Here is a 17,143-nt window from a genome sequence, read left to right on the forward strand (position 1 = left end):
CCGGCGCGTAATTAGAAAATGTTGTAGCGAACCGATACCCCGAAGGTGGTCGGCGCCTGGCGATAGTAGGAACGGCCAGCAAAGCTGGAGAAGGCATAGGTCTCCGCGCTGCTGTCCTCAATATTTTTGATCCAGCCACTGACTTCCCAGCGCTCGCTGGCATCACTCAGCGACGCTTCCGCGTCCCAGGAATGCACCGGGCCCGACAGGGCGTTGTCATCCGCCAGCTGTGCGGTCATTTCGTCGCTGTAGGTGTAGCTGGTCTGTAGACGCAGGTTGTAGTCCGCGAGCGGCAGGTCGTAGGCCACCAGGCTGTTGTAGCTCCACTCGGGTGCCTGCGACAGCGACGCGCCAGCGGGCAGTGGTGCGGCCAGGGCATCCACGAACAGCTGGCTTACCCCGTCGGCGTTGTCGTTCAGCGATGGGTCTGCGGCAATGCCGCGCATGTCTGCGGTGGTCGGCGCCCTGGTGACTTCACTATCCAGATATGCCACACCGGCCATCACGGTCAGGTTGTCGATGGGCAGCCAGTGCAGATCCAGTTCGAAGCCGTTGGTTTTGGATTCCGGTACGTTGACCAGTGTGGTATCCGCCACCGGGAATTCCAGGAAGTTACTGAAGTCGTCGACGATGATGGTCACCAGCGACTGGCGATCGGTGTAGTCGAGGCTGAACAGGGCGCCGTTCAACTGCAGCGAGGCATCGAAAAGGGTCGCCTTGAAGCCCGCTTCAAAAGACAGGACCTTTTCCGGCTCCACATAGGCCCAGCTGGCGTCGTCGAGAATTGCCGCGCCGTAGTAGGCGCCGGCCTTGTAGCTGTTGGCCACATTGGCGTACAGCAGCAAGTCGTCGTGCAGCTGCCAGTCGAGACCCAGCTTGCCGGTCACTGCGTTTTCGCTGCTGCTGTCGTTCAGTTCGGCAATGGTGTCGTTGAACGAATAGATATCGTCGTGATTGGTGGAGAGTCCGTCGAAGGTGCGGTCATCGGCGCTGTAGCGGATGCCGGCGATCAGGTTCAGGGAATCGTTGAGCGCCGTTTCGGTGTGCAGGTAGGCACCCCAGGATTTCGTCACCTGCTCGTATTCCGCGGTGAGCAGATCCCAGCCCTGCACGGAAACATCTGCCGGGTCGAGCACAAAGGTGCTGGCCACGGAATCGGTGACGAAGAAGGAATCGTCGAACACATCGCGTACCTTCACGGTGTCTTCGGAAACGTTCACACCGGCCACCCAGCTCATCGGGCCTTCCCCGTTGCTGACTAGGCGGAATTCCTGCGACCACTGGCTGATGTCGTTGTCCTGGTACAGGTCGAGGATCGCCGCGGCGGAACCCCCGTAGTTATCCACTACCTTGCGGTCGTAGGCATCGAACGCGGTGATGGAGACGAAGTCGACGGTCTCGAAGCCGTAGCTCAGATTCAGGGATGCGCCGTGGCCGGATTCGTCGCGACTCACGTTCAGATCACCGACATTGACGACCGACGCATCGTCGCTGCTGTTGAGCACGTCAAACGAGGGATCGCCAAAGGCATCGCCGAGACCGCTAACCTGCGGGGAAACCGGGGTGGACTTGTCGCTGCTGAAATACACCTTGGCCAGCGCCTCGCCGTTGCCCGCAAACGGGAACAGGATCTGGCCACGGCCGGCGGTGCGATCGACGCTGCCGAAGGCGCGCCCGGTCTCGGGGTCTTCCTGCCAGCCGTCGCCTTTGGACGTATTCAGGCTCAGGCGGCCCAGTACTTCGCCACTGATCTCGCCGCTGACCACACCGGTCAATTCGCGGGAACCGAAATTGCCGACACCGGCATCCACAAACGCTTCGAATTCACTACTAGGTTTGGCACTGATGAAATTGATCGCACCGCCGGTAGTGTTCTTGCCGTAAAGCGTACCCTGCGGGCCTTTCAGCACTTCCACCCGTTCGATATCGAACAGCTGGCCGCCGAGGAAGGACGGGTTGCTGGCAAACACTTCGTCGGTGTAGATACCCACACCACTGCTGTTGTTGGGGCTGAAATCGTCGAGGCCGATGCCGCGGATGGCGAATACCGGGGTGCCGCCGGAGGTACTGTTGACCGTGACCAGACCCGGGGTGTGCGCACCCAGGTCGACGGCGCTGTCGATGCCCAGGTTCTGCATCATTTCGCCACTGAAGGCATTGGCGGATACACCGATGTCATTCACCGACTGTTCGCGCTTCTGCGCGGTCACCGCGACTTCTTCGATCTGGTTGGCGAGGGCGCTCTGGGTTACCCCCAGGGCGGACAAAAACGCACCGGTAATGGCAACGGCGAGCGAGTTTTTAGCGAAGCGCCGGCTGGCGCGGCTGGGTAAATCCATGACGAGCTCCCTGTGGTTCTTTTATCTGTCTTATCGTGAGGGAGACTATAAAAACCGAACAAGAATTCAGGTATCACCCCAACGGGTGAGGAAACCGAATTTTTGTTCAGCTTTAAATACAAACACGAAAACCCGCAGGTAGCGGGTTAATTCAGCAATGCTTTTTACCAATGGGGTTTGCTGTGAAGGTACCGATCGGGTGTTGCTTTGTGAGACCGTCTGCGGCCAGGACAGCCGCAACGGAGCCCCCATGGATGGGTTAAGGGGGGGCGCCTAGCTCGTGTCTCACAAAGCAACACCCGGTAGCGGTACCGCCTCGATCTATATCGATGGCACTGGTCTGCTCGAGGGATTTTCCCTTAAAAAATTTATTGCGTGGCTAGGACTCCAGAGGCCTCTTCTGCTCCTTTACTCTCACCATTTTGTTTTTCAGCCCACAGGATCGCCAGCTCACCCAGCAACAGGGTGACGATGGAACCGATCAGCACCGGCCACTGCACGCCCTCACCGGGGGTGTAGATGAACAGGAAGATACTGCCGGCGAGAATCGCGACGCAGAAGTAGGTCAGTGCGCGCACAAAACCATCGCCACCGGGCACCCGGAAGGGCCGCGCCCGGGCACCATCGGTGCTGCGCATTTTCAGGAACGCCAGGAACATGCCCACGTAGGGCAACAGGAAGATTACCCCGCTGAACGCGAACAGCGACCAGAACAGGTCTTCGTTGGAATTCACCAGAAACCCGTACAGCACCAGGATCAGCGTGCTCATCACGCCCATCAACACCGCGGCGCCCACCGGCGTATTGCGGCTGCGGCTCTTGATCGCAAAGGCCTGCGGCAGCTCGCCCTCTTCCGCCGCTTCCGCCGCGGCGCGGTTGCCGCCGATGGCCCAGGTCACGCCGTTGGAGAAGAAGGTGTACAGCGCGGCAATCCCCAGTGCCATCACCAGTGCATTGCCAAACGGCAGCTGTGCGAAGAACAGACGCAGGGTGTCGACCAGGCCCTCGACCAGATCGATTTCCCCCGCCGGGATGGCCGCCAGTATCGCGGCGGTGCCGAGGGTGTACAGGGCGAGAATGATGGCACCGGACACCAGAATGGAACGGGGAACGTCCCTCTGCGGGTTGCGCATTTCGTCGCTGCTGGAACTGATCAGTTCGAAACCGAGCATGCCGTAGATGATCGCCGGAATGTACTGCAGGCTGTCGCCCAGGTTGGGCTTGATGCTGTCGAAGGTGATCGGGTTGGCGAGCCCGTTTTCACCCGCATAGAACACGGCGCCGACGATGATGGCGCCGAAGATGATGATCTTGAAGATGGCGCCGATGTTGGGCACCCACTTGCCCACGTTGAGGGTCACCACATTGGCGATAACCGCGACCCAGGTCAGCACAATGCCGAGGCCGATCTGCCCGGCGACCCCCATGTCCGGCCAGAACAGCTGTTTTGCCACGCCGGCAAACAGGATGAAGATTGCCGGCATCCAGATCGCCACATTGACCCAGTAGCTCCAGCTGATGCGCGACGCCCAGCGGCCGCCGAACGCATCCCGCACCCAGGCATAGATGCCGCCTTTTTCCGGGTAAGCGCAACCGAGCTCGGCAGACACCAGGGCAAACGGTACAAAGAAAAACAGGCCGAGGAACAGCCACCAGAAAATACTGGAGGTGCCGATGGCGGCGGTGGCAGCAAGGGTGTCCACCAGCAGAATGGCGGACACGGTAAACAGGATCATGTCCCGTTTGCCCAGATTCTTTTTGACGGCTACTTCGGTCACGGAGTTTCTCCCGCGTTAATTATTGTATTTCTTAGTTTGTGTTTTTCAGTGTCAGCCGGTGCTTCGCGGATTACTCCGCGGGCACACCCAGTTGTGCGGATTTGATTTCGGTAAATTCTTCCACACCGTGGTGGGAGAATTCCCGTCCGTTACCGCTCTGCTTGTAGCCGCCAAACGGCGCCTGGTAGTTGAACTCGCCACCGTTGACGAAGCACAGACCGGCGCGAATGCGCCGCGCGATCGCCAGCGCGTCCTTGTGGTCTTTGGCGTAAACACCGGAAGACAATCCGTAGGGGGTATCGTTGGCGATGGCCACGGCCTGGTCGAGGTCCTCGTAGGCGATCACACACAGCACCGGGCCGAAAATTTCCTCGCGGGCGATACGCATGTCGTTGTTCACCTGCGCGAACACGGTCGGCCGCGCATAGAAGCCCTGCGCCAGCCCCTCCGGATTGCCGGCGCCGCCACACAGCAGGGTCGCGCCCTCGTCGAGGCCGATCTGGATATAGTCCTGGACCTGCTGCCACTGGCGCCGGGACGACAGTGGGCCCATAAAGGCGCCTTCGCCCATGCCCACTTCGATCTCGGCCACGCGCGCGCGGATGATGTCCAGCGCTTCGTCATAGCGGCTCTGCGGTACCAGCATGCGCGTGAGCGCGGTACAGGTCTGGCCGCTGTTGATCATCACGTCGTCCACGCCATAACGCACCGCAGCGGTGAAGTCGCTGTCGGCGGTGATGATGTAGGGCGACTTGCCACCCAGCTCCTGGGTCACGCGTTTTACGGTAGGGGCACAGGCCTTGGCAATCTCGATGCCGGCGCGGGTAGAGCCGGTAAACGACAGCATGTCCACCAGCGGGTGTTCACACAGCGCCTGACCGACAACCGGGCCGCGACCGGGCACCAGGTTAAAGACACCGGCGGGCAGGCCCGCTTCGTGGAAGATTTCCGCCATCAGGTAATCCTGCAGCGGCGTCTGCTCGGACGGCTTGATCACCATGGTGCAACCGGCCGCCAGTGCGGCGCCGACCTTGCCGACAAACTGGTGCAGGGGGTAGTTCCAGGGATTGATAAAACCACACACCCCGACAGCTTCACGCCACACCAGCGAGTGGCCATGTTCGGCGGTCTCTTCGGTGATCCCGGTGTGCTCGGCGAACAGGCGCATGGCCTCGATCGGGCCCTCCACATGCAGCCAGCCGGTGATATGGCGGGGACAGCCCAGACTGTCGGATACCGCGGCGACCAGTTCATCCTGACGGGCTTCCATCAGGTCGGCGGCGCGCAGCAACAGCGCGCGGCGCTCACTGGCGGGGGTATTGGCCCAGGCATCGAACGTGCGGACGGCGGCCTGTACGGCGCGGTCCACATCGGACACGCTGCCCGCAGGTACGCGGGCAATGAGGGATTCGGTCGCAGGATTGATAGTTTCCAGCCATTCGCCGGAGGTGGAGGCTGTCCACTGGCCATCGATATAGATCTTGTTATGGTTTTCCATCTTGCTCGACCTGCTTACTGCTGATGTGCGGTATGCCAGCGTCCGGAAGCGCCTGGCGCCAATTTCAACCAAAGAAATTGACGCGACATCGTCTAACAAACGGACAATCTGCGCAATAGTTAGTCTTATTCGAATGATTATTCAGTATGCGGGAAGGTCAAGCGGCTCTGTATCACCTGAAGAGGTGATAAGAGGACAGCAGAGCAATGCAGACGAGGAGCCTAGGGCGCGCCGGGCGGGGCCGCGGCGAGCTTCTGCTGCAACGTTTGCGCCTCGGCGGCCAGCAACGCACCACGACTTTCCAGCCAGCGAAACACATGCTCCAGTACCAATCGCGCGCGGTCATTAAGGGTGTCACGGTGATCAGTCACCAGAAACAAAAACTGGCCTATGGTGTAGGGCCGTTCTATCAGTGTCGCCAGACGACCGCTCTTCAGGTCCTCACTGACCTCCAACCGGTCGGCCAGCGCCACGCCCATACCCAGGCGCGCGGCCTCAATGGCCTGATAGGCGTAGTCCACCGCAACGCCATGCACTGCCGGCGCATAGCCCACATCCTGAGCGGTAAACCAACCCGGCCACTGCTGCTGCCGGTCATGCAGCAGCGGTAGCCCCAGCAGATCCAGCGGTCGCAGAGCCCGGCCCAGATTGCCCCGCGACTGCAACAGCTGCGGACTCGCCACCGGCAGGTAGTGCTCCTGGTACAGCGGCGTTACCTCGCGGCCCGGTGCCTCCGACTCTCCCAGGCAAATGGCGATATCGGCTTCATTATCCAGTCGCCGCGCACGCGGCTCGATGGTGGTGACCCGCAGGCGAATTTCCGGATAGCGCTGCTGGACCTCAGCGAGAATTCGCAGCAACCAGCGACTGGCGATTGTGGCCGTAGTGGCGATCACAACCTCGCCGGAAAGATTGCCCGGGTCCAAAGTCAGCAGGCCCTGCTCCAGGCGGCCGAAAGCCTCGCTCACCGCCCGGTGCAACCGCTTGCCCGCCGCGGTCAGCGACAGACGATTGCCGGTGCGCAGGAACAGCGGCGTACCCAGGCGCTCCTCCAGCTCGCGGATCTGGCGGCTGAGCGCCGGGTGCGATACATGCAACTCCTCCGCCGCCCGCCGCAGGTGACAGTGGCGCCCCACCGCATAAAAGCTGCGCAGGGAGGTCAGGGACAGGTTTCGGAGCTCGGCGGCCATGGTTTGCATCTCGTTTAGGTGCCTTTTTGGCACCAATTCGGCAATTAATAGTTAATTGTGTTCGCAAAATCAAACCATAGACTTGTGCTAAACCCTATACATCCATTCACACAATAAAAGTCCGGATGCATTTCATGACCGATATCCAGCAAGTCCGTATCAATGGCCAGCGCCTGTGGGACTCCCTGATGGAGATGGCCCGCATCGGCGCCACCGACAAAGGCGGCTGCAACCGCCAGGCCCTCACCGACCTCGACAAACAGGGCCGCGACCTCTTCGTAAAGTGGTGCGAAGAAGCCGGTTGCAGCGTCACTTTCGATGAAGTGGGAAATATCTTCGCCCAACGCGCCGGTAAAAACCCGGATCTGCCCCCAGTCCTCACCGGCTCCCATCTCGACACCCAGCCCACCGGCGGCAAGTTTGACGGTGTCTACGGCGTGCTCGCGGGCCTCGAAGTCGTGCGCAGCCTGAACGACGCCCGCATCGAAACCCAAGCGCCACTGGAAGTGGCCGTGTGGACCAACGAAGAAGGCGCCCGCTTCTCCCCCGCCATGATCGGCTCCGGCGTCTGGGCCGGCGAGTTCGACCTCGATTATGCCTACGCCCGCGCGGACAAAGAAGGCAAAACCTTCGGCGAAGAACTGCAGCGCATCGGCTACAAAGGTGACACCCCCGCCAGGCCGCGCCCGCTCGCCGCCGCCTTCGAAGTACACATCGAACAGGGTCCGATTCTCGAAGCCGAAGAAAAAACCATCGGCGTTTTGAGCGGCGTACAGGGAATGTACTGGTACGACCTCACCCTCATCGGCCAGCCCTGCCACGCCGGCCCCAGCCCCATGGAAACCCGCCGCGACCCGTTTATGGGCTTGCAAGCGATTCTCGACGCACTCTACAAACTCGCCGCCGAACACGGCCCCTGGGCCCGCGCCACCTTCGGTGACATCCGCGTCGAACCCGGCAGCCGCAACACCGTGCCGGAGAAACTCGTCCTCGCCGTCGACCTGCGCCACCCGGACCAGAAAATCCTCGATGCGATGGACCAGCGCTTCCGCGAAATCGCCGCGCGTGTGGCCGACGACATCGGCCTCGAACACGATATCCGGGATGAATGGCGCTCCCCCGCCGTCGCCTTCGATCAGAAATGCGTGGAAGCCGTGCGCAGCTCCGTAGCCGAGCTCGGCTACAGCAACAAGGAAATGGTCTCCGGCGCCGGCCACGACTCCGTGTACATCTCCCGCGTGGCCCCCACCAGCATGATCTTTGTGCCCTGTGAAAAAGGCCTGAGCCACAACGAAGCGGAAAACGCGGAGCCAGAAGATCTGGAGGCCGGTGCAAATGTGCTGCTGCACGCGATGCTGAAAATGGCGAACCCGAGTTAACCAGATTGGTGGATGCGCTCGTTTATCCACCCTGCGAGATTTCTTACAACGTAAATAAATTCAACGCGAAGCTCCTGATGCCGGGGGCCATTCGCGAGACCTTCTAAAACAGGGATGTTTTAGAAGAGCCCCCAGGGATGGGTTCACGGCGTGTCTCGCGAATGGTCACCGGTAGCAGGAGCGCCACGGAGCCAACACAGAGCTCCCAAAACCACTGAACTCGCCGAGAACCACAATGACAGAATTTACCTACAAACACCGCAACGACAACGGCAACACCGCGCGCCTCGACAACTGGGGTATCGACTCCGAATACGGCGTGCTCACCGACCTGCTTGTCGGCCCCATCGACCACTACACTTGGCAGATGGGCAACGCCGCCTCCCGCCGCTCCGTGCGCCTCGGCCGCCAGTTCGACGCCGCCGTCGCCAAACGCCAGCACCAGGAAATGCTCGACGCCTACAAACACGCCGGCGTCACCACCCACCTGCTGCCCGCCGACGCCAACCTCCCCTACCAGCTCTACGCCCGCGACAGCAGCGTCATGACCCCCTGGGGTCCGATTGTTACCCAGATGTACTCCCCCTGGCGCCGCGGCGAATGGGTCGACGTAGTAAAGACTTACCAGAAACTCGACATCCCCATTTACGACATCATCACCGCCGGCAGCCTGGAGGGCGGCGACTTCATGGTGCTGGAACCCGGCGTCATCCTGTGCGGCCACTCCGGCGAGCGCACCTCACCGCAGGGCTTCAAACAGATGAAAAGCTGGATTGAAAAAGAAGGCTGGGAAGTAAAAGGTTACGAATTCGACCCCTACTTCCTGCACATCGACGTGCTGGTAGCCGCACTGGCAGACAAATTAGTAGCCGTGTGCGTGGACGCGGTTGAGCCGGAACTGGTGCAGTGGTTCAAAGCCCGCAACTTCGAGATTATCGATATCTCCTACCCCCAGGTCATGGAGCTGGGCGTCAACGTAGTCGCGCTGGGTAACGACCGCGTCATGCTGCCGTCCGACAACACCGAACTGAAAGAAAAGTGCCGCGCCCACGGCCTCGACGTGATCGACCCGGACATCTCCATGATCACCGCCGGCGGCGGCGGCGTGCACTGCATGTGCCAGCCGCTCGCACGCAAGCCGGGTTAAGCTTCATCCAAATAAAAAGGGCTGCCATTGGCAGCCCTTTTTATGCCCGGAATCAGCGGGTTATTTCCCCTGAGCGCGCAGCAAACCGGAACCTGCTATGCCGCCCGCCGCGCAGGCCAGAATAATCACCAGCGGGGTCAGCGTACCCAGCGCCAGTGCGCCGATCCCCAGGCCGCGCATCGGCAACAGGATTAGCAGCAGGATACCGGCGGGAATCAATGAGAGCAGGAAACCGCGGGTAATCCAGCTTTTCTGCCACGGCAGCATAAAGATCAGGCCGCAGATACCACCCCAGACCACCCGTTGGTAGACGTAGGCACTGTGCAGGTGCGGCGCAATGTCCACATGCAGAAAGCGACTGAAACCGTAGTGCCCCATCGCCCACAGGGCAATTGCATATCCCAGCCCGGCGAAACAGCCGGCGGTGAAACAGAAGGACAGGTTTCTCAGGAATTCTCGCACTTACTACCTCCACAAATGGTATCCGCGAAACAGTTTCAGTTGGGAACTGATTGTGGAGAAGTATGCCAGAACCACGACACCGAATCGCAAACCGCCGTGCACTTTTACCGGTCAGCGTGGAAATGGAATAACAAGGAATAAAAAACGCACTGCCCCGATAGGCAAGGAGAAGTCTGGGGCAATGCGTTCAGAAAGGAAAATTCAGTTTCAGGCGGGACGCTTGGTTTCGCCGTACAGCTCTTCCAGCATCGCTTCAATACGTGCAGCCAGTACATCCTGGGAATCGTCCAGCAGGATCACATGACCCATCTTGCGGCCCGGGCGCAGACCCTTGCCGTAAGACCAGACGCCTTCATTCTGCAGCGCCGGCTTTTTATCCACGCCCAGCATATTGATCATAACCGCCGGGCGCGCCGCTTCGGTATCGCCCAGCGCCATGCCCAGGATCGCGCGTACGTGGTTGGCGAACTGGCTGGTCTTGGCGCCGGCCAACGTCCAGTGACCGCTGTTGTGTACCCGCGGCGCCAGCTCGTTGATCAGCAGGCCGTCGTCGGTGACGAAACACTCCATCGCCAGCACGCCCACGTAGTCCCAGGCGTTCATCAGGGTGGCCAGGTAAGTTTCGGCGGTGTGCTGCAGTTCTTCACTGACGTGCGGCGCCGGTGCGGTGGAAACCAGCAGCGTGCCGTTGTAGTGATCGTTTTCCGCCAGTGGGTAGGTAACCACCTTACCATCGGCGGTGCGCGCACCGATCAGGGATACCTCACGGGAGAAGTTGATGCCCTTCTCCACCACGTATTCAGACTCCGGCACATCATTGGCGATGGCCACGAGATCTTCATCGCTGTTCACCCGCCACTGGTTCTTGCCGTCATAACCGTGTTCACAGCTCTTGATGAACGACGGATAGCCCAGCTGTTTCACTGCCGCGCAGATTTCATCGTAATTGTTGGCGGGCAGGAAGGGCGCGACCGGCAGGCCGGCAGCAGTGATCGCCGTTTTCTCGCGCAGACGGTGCTGGGTTTTCTCGAATGCATCCGGGCGCGGATACACCGGGCAGCACTGTTCCAGCGCGCGCAGCAGCTCAACAGGTACACCTTCACGCTCGGCGGTGATCACTTCCGGGCTACCCATAGCTTCGTAAAGGGCGGCAATATCGTCGCCTTCATGGGCGTGCACGATGGTGCCGAGACCTTCCACACAGGTGGTGTTCTCGTCGCCCTCAGCGAGGAAACTGAACTCGATACCCAGCGGGCGGGCCTCCTGGGCCATCATTTGTGCCAGCTGGCCACAGCCAACAATACCTACGCGTCTGACCGTCATTTTCCGCTACACCTCGTAAACGTTCAGTAATCTCAAACCGGCTTATTCAACTTCGAACGGCACGCCGGCGCTCTGGTTTTCGCGCCAGGCGATCAGGCGTTTTTGCAGTTCCGGGTCAGTCAGGGACAGCATCTGCGCCGCCATCAGGCCCGCATTGAATGCGCCGGAAGCGCCCACCGCCTGGGTGGCAACGGCAACGCCCTTGGGCATCTGTACGATAGACAGCAGGCTGTCCATTCCAGTCATGAACTTGCTCGCCACCGGCACGCCGATCACCGGCAGTGGGGTCATGGCCGCAATCATGCCGGGCAGATGCGCGGAGCCGCCAGCACCAGCGATGATCACCTGGGTACCGCGCTCATGGGCCGTGGTGGCGAACTCGACCATACGCTGCGGGGTGCGGTGCGCAGAAACTACGGCGGTGGCGAAGGGAACACCGAGATCGGTAAGTGGCTTGGTCGCCATTTCCATGGTCGGCCAGTCAGATTGGGATCCCATCACGATGGTGACTTTTTCAAACGGAAGCTGATTCACTTACGGTTAACTCCGGTGTTGCACGAGCGCCAGCCTGGCGGGGTTCGCAGCACTAATAAATAAGGGTAATCGCCTAGGACAGCGTCATGGATACGCCGGTTTTGGCCCAAGGCTCGACTACGGCCGCCGGCCGCCCCGATTTAGGGGCGTGAAGGATACCAAAACTCAGCAAGAAAGCACCCTGCAGGCCGAATTCCGGGAGTCGGAGCGGTCTTGCAAGCTTTCCGGCCGGCGATCCCGCTCAATCGAGACTAAGCACGCCGAACCAATCCCTGAACCATAGTGTGCCGCAGGGGTTGCGGCACCCACCTGTGACCGGGTGGTTTTAATGAGATCCGCGAGTCATTTGTTACCAGGTTCTTCCTGTAACTTTGCGTACAGTCTTTCCCGTAAAGTCGCCAGTACCGGCTCTACCTGCGGACGTACACCCCGCCACAGGTAAAATGCTTCTGCGGCCTGCCCCACCAGCATGCCCAAACCATCGGACGTCTTCGCCCCCAGGTCTGCGGCCCACTGCATAAACGGCGTCGGCTCCGCGCCGTAAACCATATCGTAGGCGCAGCACGCCGGCCCCACGACCGCATCGGCAACTGGTGGCCGCTCGCCGGCAAGACTTGCGGCGCTGGCATTGATGATCAGGTCGAAACCGTCCGGGATATCTGCAAGGCCGCCGGCCGTCAGTGATCCATACCCGGAAAAATCTTTCGCGAGCTGTACTGCCCTGGCTGCAGTGCGATTGGCAATATGCAGCTGTGCTGGCTGTTCTTTCAGCAGCGGTAATAATGCACCCCGGCTTGCACCGCCAGCGCCGAGCAACAATATTTTTTTGCCCGTAATCGACCAGCCAAGATGATGTTTGAGATCGGCCACCAGGCCGGCACCGTCTGTATTGTCGCCGAGAACAGAGCCATCCGCTTGAACGGCAAGCGTGTTTACCGCACCGGCAGTTTTAGCCCGTTCCGTCAACGTGTCCGCATACTCGAAAGCATCGAGTTTGAATGGGACCGTTACATTCAAGCCCGCGCCGCCTTCCGTGAAAAATTTTTTGGCGGTCTCGGCGAACTCACCAAGTGGAGCAAGGATTTTTTCGTAACCAATATCCTGCTGCGTTTGCAAACCAAACTGGTGATGTATTTCCGGAGACAACGAGTGTTTTATTGGATTGCCAACAACGGCGTATAAATCTGTCACGTCCTGTTCACTCTTTCCATTTACTGCTGCCGGCTTCGACAAACGACGTTATCGAAAGACGGCTTTTTACAGGTTTTTATTGTGGCTTTGATCGTAGCGCTTGCTTGAGCCGCAGGGTTTCATCCACCCCAATAAGGCCATCGATTTTCAATGTGCCTTCAAAATCACTCACGATGTAACGGGTAAATGCACTGTAAATCTGCCGGGGTTTTTCCGCAGAAGTATCCAGCAATACCCAGTTGAGCGTCGCCAGACTGGTATTTTCATTCAGCTCGTTGACATCGGTAACCGCGCCGACAATCTGGGTTACCCCCAGCTTTTTATAAAGCTTCAGCAGTTTTTCAACCCGGCCAATAAAGTACTCGCGGGACAACTGGGATTTTTCGCCATTGGAAAAATAGTAATGAATAGGGAAACGGTAAAAGTCGGCGATCTGTTCGGCATCGCGCGCTTCGAATAAACGGCGGTATTCCAGAAACAGTTTATTGATTTCTTCCAGGCGGGCCTTGTGCATGGCATTTTCCTTTTTAGGGACGCCGCAGTCCTTTGCGGCAAAGCAGTATCTTTGCTTTATACCCACTCTTTGTGTGGCAGGAAGTCGGTATAGAGTTTCGCTTCCGGCGTACCCGGCTCCGGTTGCCAGTTATAGCGCCAGCGTACTTCCGATGGCAGCGACATCAGGATCGATTCTGTTCGCCCACCGCTCTGGAGTCCGAACAGTGTGCCGCGGTCGAAGACCAGGTTGAACTCTACATAGCGGCCGCGGCGATAGAGCTGGAAATCGCGCTCGCGCTCGCCGTACCCGGTATCTTTGCGTTTGTTCAGGATCGGCAGGTAGGCGTCCAGATAACTGTCACCTACGGCCTGCATAAAGGCGAACGCATTTTCATAGCCACCTTCACTGAAGTCGTCAAAGAACAGTCCACCGACACCGCGGGCTTCATCGCGGTGTTTCAGATAAAAATAGTCATCGCACCACTTTTTGAAGCGCGGATAAATATCCTCACCAAAAGGTGCACAGGCATTTTTAGCAGTCTGGTGCCAGTGCACCACATCTTCTTCAAAGCCGTAATACGGGGTCAGGTCATAGCCTCCGCCAAACCACCATACCGGCTCTGCACCTTCTTTTTCTGCGACAAACAGGCGCACATTGGCGTGGCTGGTAGGCGCATAGGGATTTTTCGGGTGGATAACCAGGCTTACACCCATAGCCTCGAAAGAACGACCGGCCAGTTCGGGGCGCGCGGCGGTGGCTGAGGGCGGTAGTTTGTCACCGTGTACGTGGGAAAAGTTCACCCCGCCCTTTTCAATCACGTTGCCATTTTCCAGTACACGGGTGCGGCCGCCACCACCCCCCTCGCGTTCCCAGGCGTCTTCCATAAATTCAGTGCCATCAACCGCGGCGAGTTCGTTGCAAATGCGGTCCTGCAGGTTCAGCAGATACTCTTTTACGGCCTGGATATTTATTTCTGTCATGGAAAACTCACAATTATTTCTTTCGCGGGTCCCGGCAACGCAGGATCAAAGTTGCAGCTAGGGCTCAGCCCGCACGCACAATCCGCCCACTAGTAACATCGCGGATTTCACTGGGGGCTGTACGACCGCCAGTGTTGCCACCGCCGACAAAATCCAGCTCGTCACCGAAGTAACGCAATACCTGGAACTTATGTCTGGGCGGCTGGCAGCCGGCCGGGTTTGCGGAGGTGGATACGATCGGGCCGCCGAACGCGCGCGATAACGCTGCGGTAAACGGGTGGTTGGTATGGCGCAGGGCCACACTGTGATGGACCCCGCTGATCCAGGGCGGCACCTGGCCGAAATGGGGTACCAGCCAGGTAACCGGGCCCGGCCAGGTGGCATCGACACGTGCTCGCTGGTCGCCGTTCAGGCTGTGCAACAAACCACTGAAATGGTCCACATCACCGGATACCAGGATCAGGCCTTTCTCCAGTGGGCGGTTTTTCAGTTTGAGCAGACGGGCAACCGCATCGGGATTGTTCGGGTCACAGGCGAGGCCCCACACGGATTCTGTCGGGTGTGCGATTACTCCCCCGGCGGCGAGTGCACGTGCAGCAGTAGCCAGTGAGAGGCCAGCACTAAACAGGGTTGGATGTGTTTTCTCTGGCAAGGGTCGTGACTCTATCAGGCCTTGCGTCTCTGCAGAATGGGCTGCAGTGGCGCATTCGTGGCGTTATCAACTACTGCATCATCGGCAGAGCACACACGAACGAATCAGCGCGCACTTCAATATCAGCTGAGGCCGATGGGCTGCTTATTTTACACGGCGCCAATGACACCGAAGCGCCGCTGTGTTTAGCTGGCGCGCAAGCGCTCCGGGAAGCGCTGCAATTTAGCGGATACTCTTATCCTAGACAAGTTAACCCCTCCGGGTGCACTTCGCGCTAACGCCCGAAACTTCGAGCCCGCTCCGGTTACCAACCACTTACCCGGAAATTGTTCCCCGCTGTTCTCCGTGGGATACTGCGCTACTGACATGTAAAGCCGGCGCCAACGCCCGCACTCTCAATTAGTGGTAGCGAATTTTCCCGATGCATCTCGCCCTGATCAGATCCGGTATTGCAGGCCCCACAATCCTGCTAGCAGTCATTGTACTGGTTGCGGCCCTGCCGTTATTTGAGCCATGGCTGGTTTATAACCGGGCCCTCATCGGCGAGGGTGAACTCTGGCGCCTGATTTCCGGGCACCTCACGCACACCAACACGGACCACCTGTTACTGAATTCGGCGGGGTTGGTGCTGCTGTGGATATTGCACGGCCAGCACTACCGGCTGTGGCCGTTTCTCAGCATCACTACGCTGCTCGGCTTGGGCACCGGCATCACGCTGTACTTGTTCAGCCCGGACACCGAGGTCTACCTGGGGCTGTCGGGGGTACTGCACGGCCTGATTATTTGGGGGGGACTGCTGGATATCCGCGCGCGCTGGCGCACCGGGTACCTGCTGGTGGCCGGAACCTGGATCAAAGTGGGCCTGGAACAGTGGTTTGGTGCCAGCGCGGAAACCGCTGGCATGATTGGTGCGGAAGTGGCAATCGACGCGCACCTCTGGGGTAGCGCAGTCGGTATGTTACTCGGCCTGCCCGCCCTTTGGCGACGGACAGGCTCTACCGCGGGCGGACAAAGTCCTAGCGCCAATGAGGTTACTTAGCCTTCGTAGCTCACGCGGTAGATGGCGCCGGCGTAATCGTCCGATACCAATAGAGCGCCGTCCGGCATCACCAGCACGTCCACCGGGCGCCCCCAGTTTTCTTCGCCCTGCAGCCAGCCATCGATAAACGGTTTGTATGCCGTTGCCTCACCCTTGTCATTCAGGGTAACCATCGTCACACGGTAGCCGATCTTGTTACTGCGGTTCCACGAGCCGTGTTCAGCGATCAGCACCTGGTTGCGATATTCAGCCGGGAACTGCTCACCGGTGTAGAACTTCACACCCAATGGCGCCACATGAGGCCCCAGTTTCTGCACCGGAGGGACAAATGCACTGCAGCTTTTGCCCTCCCCGAATTCCGGGTCGACGATGTCTCCGGCGTGGCAGTAGGGATAGCCGAAATGTTTACCGGCAACCGGTGCAGTGTTCAGCTCACAGGGTGGGGTGTCGTCACCCAGCAGGTCGCGGCCATTGTCGGTAAACCACAGCGCTTTGGTTTGCGGGTGCCAGGTGAAGCCCACGGTATTGCGCACGCCCTCCGCCCAGGTCTCGGTCTTGACCACTTTGTCGCCCTCGATTTTGAGGCGCTGAATATTGGCGTAGTCTTTTTCGTCACAGATATTGCACGGGGCACCCACCGGCACATACAGCCAGCCATCCGGGCCGAATGCGATATATTTCCAGCCGTGATGCTTGTCGGGGAATTGCTCGGTGATGGTCACCGGTTCTGGCGGGTTGTCGAGGCGTGATTCGATATCGTCCAGGCGCAGAATACTGGTCACCGCACTCACGTACAGGTCACCATCCCTGAAAGCGACACCGGTAGGCAGCTTGAGCCCCTCGGCAATCACTTTTACCTCATCGGCTTTCTGGTCGCCATTTTTGTCGGTGATCGCGTAAACCTTGCCCTCGCGCATAGAGCCTACAAACAGGGTGCCCTTGTCGCCACGGGTCATGTGGCGGGCGTTGGGTACGTCTTTGGCGTACACCTCGATTTTGAAGCCTTCCGGCAGGTTCAGTTTGTCGAGAAAGATCTCGCCTTTTTCTGCGGCAGCAACGCCAAAAGAAGTCAGGAAAAAGGTTGCGGCGCTGGCAATTGCAGCAGGATGCCAAAAGCGGATTCGCATCAGGGAGC

The 17,143-nt window shown here is 59.4% G+C and carries 15 protein-coding genes; 3 read left to right on the forward strand and 12 right to left on the reverse strand.

The window, feature by feature from the left end; genetic code table 11:
* Positions 1–11 precede the first annotated feature (11 nt).
* The 4 genes from LC093_RS07885 to LC093_RS07900 all read right to left on the reverse strand — a co-directional run bounded on the left by LC093_RS07885 (position 12) and on the right by LC093_RS07900 (position 6,805).
* Entirely contained in the window at positions 12–2,339 is a 2,328-nt protein-coding gene (locus tag LC093_RS07885; protein WP_226663939.1) for a TonB-dependent receptor, read from the reverse strand.
* A gap of 368 nt (positions 2,340–2,707) precedes the next feature.
* A complete protein-coding gene (locus LC093_RS07890) occupies positions 2,708–4,117 on the reverse strand; it encodes an APC family permease (protein WP_226663941.1) in 1,410 nt (469 codons plus the stop codon).
* Between the two features lie 70 nt (positions 4,118–4,187).
* Positions 4,188–5,615 carry an aldehyde dehydrogenase family protein gene (locus LC093_RS07895; protein WP_226663943.1) on the reverse strand — a complete coding sequence of 476 codons (1,428 nt, stop codon included), beginning with the start codon at positions 5,613–5,615 and terminating at the stop codon, positions 4,188–4,190.
* A gap of 221 nt (positions 5,616–5,836) precedes the next feature.
* Entirely contained in the window at positions 5,837–6,805 is a 969-nt protein-coding gene (locus LC093_RS07900; protein WP_226663945.1) for a LysR family transcriptional regulator, read from the reverse strand.
* Positions 6,806–6,939: 134 nt separating this feature from the next.
* Here LC093_RS07900 and LC093_RS07905 point away from each other — a divergent pair, with 134 nt between their 5' ends.
* Both LC093_RS07905 and LC093_RS07910 read left to right on the forward strand, forming a co-directional pair.
* Entirely contained in the window at positions 6,940–8,184 is a 1,245-nt protein-coding gene (locus LC093_RS07905; protein WP_226663947.1) for a Zn-dependent hydrolase, read from the forward strand.
* Positions 8,185–8,419: 235 nt separating this feature from the next.
* Positions 8,420–9,331, forward strand: coding sequence for a dimethylarginine dimethylaminohydrolase family protein (locus tag LC093_RS07910; RefSeq protein WP_226663949.1), 912 nt, complete (start codon positions 8,420–8,422; stop codon positions 9,329–9,331).
* A 60-nt stretch (positions 9,332–9,391) separates the two neighbouring features.
* Here the strand turns inward: LC093_RS07910 and LC093_RS07915 are convergent, their stop codons facing one another.
* The 7 genes from LC093_RS07915 to LC093_RS07945 all read right to left on the reverse strand — a co-directional run bounded on the left by LC093_RS07915 (position 9,392) and on the right by LC093_RS07945 (position 14,969).
* Positions 9,392–9,793: a hypothetical protein gene (locus LC093_RS07915; protein ID WP_226663951.1), complete on the reverse strand. Its 402-nt coding sequence runs from the start codon at positions 9,791–9,793 to the stop codon at positions 9,392–9,394.
* A gap of 207 nt (positions 9,794–10,000) precedes the next feature.
* On the reverse strand, positions 10,001–11,116 hold the full coding sequence (locus LC093_RS07920) for a 5-(carboxyamino)imidazole ribonucleotide synthase (protein WP_226663953.1): 1,116 nt from the start codon (positions 11,114–11,116) through the stop codon (positions 10,001–10,003).
* A gap of 42 nt (positions 11,117–11,158) precedes the next feature.
* Entirely contained in the window at positions 11,159–11,650 is a 492-nt protein-coding gene (gene purE, locus LC093_RS07925) for a 5-(carboxyamino)imidazole ribonucleotide mutase (RefSeq protein WP_226663955.1), read from the reverse strand.
* A 342-nt stretch (positions 11,651–11,992) separates the two neighbouring features.
* Positions 11,993–12,841 carry a shikimate dehydrogenase gene (gene aroE / locus LC093_RS07930; RefSeq protein ID WP_226663956.1) on the reverse strand — a complete coding sequence of 283 codons (849 nt, stop codon included), beginning with the start codon at positions 12,839–12,841 and terminating at the stop codon, positions 11,993–11,995.
* A gap of 76 nt (positions 12,842–12,917) precedes the next feature.
* The gene (locus tag LC093_RS07935; RefSeq protein WP_226663958.1) at positions 12,918–13,355 is read right to left on the reverse strand and encodes a hypothetical protein; all 438 of its coding nucleotides are present in this window, start codon (positions 13,353–13,355) and stop codon (positions 12,918–12,920) included.
* 56 nt (positions 13,356–13,411) lie between these two features.
* Positions 13,412–14,317 carry an oxygen-dependent coproporphyrinogen oxidase gene (gene hemF / locus LC093_RS07940; RefSeq protein WP_226663960.1) on the reverse strand — a complete coding sequence of 302 codons (906 nt, stop codon included), beginning with the start codon at positions 14,315–14,317 and terminating at the stop codon, positions 13,412–13,414.
* A gap of 64 nt (positions 14,318–14,381) precedes the next feature.
* The gene (locus tag LC093_RS07945; RefSeq protein ID WP_226663962.1) at positions 14,382–14,969 is read right to left on the reverse strand and encodes an L-threonylcarbamoyladenylate synthase; all 588 of its coding nucleotides are present in this window, start codon (positions 14,967–14,969) and stop codon (positions 14,382–14,384) included.
* A 421-nt stretch (positions 14,970–15,390) separates the two neighbouring features.
* On the opposite strand from LC093_RS07945, the gene rrtA reads away from it, so the two are divergent.
* Positions 15,391–16,008, forward strand: a complete 618-nt coding sequence (gene rrtA / locus LC093_RS07950; RefSeq protein ID WP_226663963.1) for a rhombosortase — start codon at positions 15,391–15,393, stop codon at positions 16,006–16,008.
* Here rrtA and LC093_RS07955 read toward each other — a convergent pair.
* Positions 16,005–17,135 (reverse strand): PQQ-dependent sugar dehydrogenase, encoded by a 1,131-nt coding sequence (locus LC093_RS07955; RefSeq protein WP_226663964.1) that lies wholly within the window; start codon positions 17,133–17,135, stop codon positions 16,005–16,007. The genes rrtA and LC093_RS07955 overlap by 4 nt on opposite strands.
* Positions 17,136–17,143 lie beyond the last annotated feature (8 nt).

The sequence above is a fragment of the Microbulbifer aggregans genome (genome assembly GCF_020524005.1).
Taxonomy (GTDB): Bacteria; Pseudomonadota; Gammaproteobacteria; order Pseudomonadales; family Cellvibrionaceae; genus Microbulbifer; species Microbulbifer aggregans_A.

What these genes read in the sequence shown, in the direction of transcription:
- LC093_RS07885 (WP_226663939.1), bottom strand. Translation starts at nt 2,339, where the DNA reads ATGGATTTACCCAGCCGCGCCAGCCGGCGCTTCGCTAAAAACTCGCTC.
- LC093_RS07895 (WP_226663943.1), bottom strand. Translation starts at nt 5,615, where the DNA reads ATGGAAAACCATAACAAGATCTATATCGATGGCCAGTGGACAGCCTCC.
- LC093_RS07900 (WP_226663945.1), bottom strand. Translation starts at nt 6,805, where the DNA reads ATGGCCGCCGAGCTCCGAAACCTGTCCCTGACCTCCCTGCGCAGCTTT.
- LC093_RS07905 (WP_226663947.1), top strand. Translation starts at nt 6,940, where the DNA reads ATGACCGATATCCAGCAAGTCCGTATCAATGGCCAGCGCCTGTGGGAC.
- LC093_RS07910 (WP_226663949.1), top strand. Translation starts at nt 8,420, where the DNA reads ATGACAGAATTTACCTACAAACACCGCAACGACAACGGCAACACCGCG.
- LC093_RS07920 (WP_226663953.1), bottom strand. Translation starts at nt 11,116, where the DNA reads ATGACGGTCAGACGCGTAGGTATTGTTGGCTGTGGCCAGCTGGCACAA.
- LC093_RS07935 (WP_226663958.1), bottom strand. Translation starts at nt 13,355, where the DNA reads ATGCACAAGGCCCGCCTGGAAGAAATCAATAAACTGTTTCTGGAATAC.
- hemF (WP_226663960.1), bottom strand. Translation starts at nt 14,317, where the DNA reads ATGACAGAAATAAATATCCAGGCCGTAAAAGAGTATCTGCTGAACCTG.
- rrtA (WP_226663963.1), top strand. Translation starts at nt 15,391, where the DNA reads ATGCATCTCGCCCTGATCAGATCCGGTATTGCAGGCCCCACAATCCTG.
- LC093_RS07955 (WP_226663964.1), bottom strand. Translation starts at nt 17,135, where the DNA reads ATGCGAATCCGCTTTTGGCATCCTGCTGCAATTGCCAGCGCCGCAACC.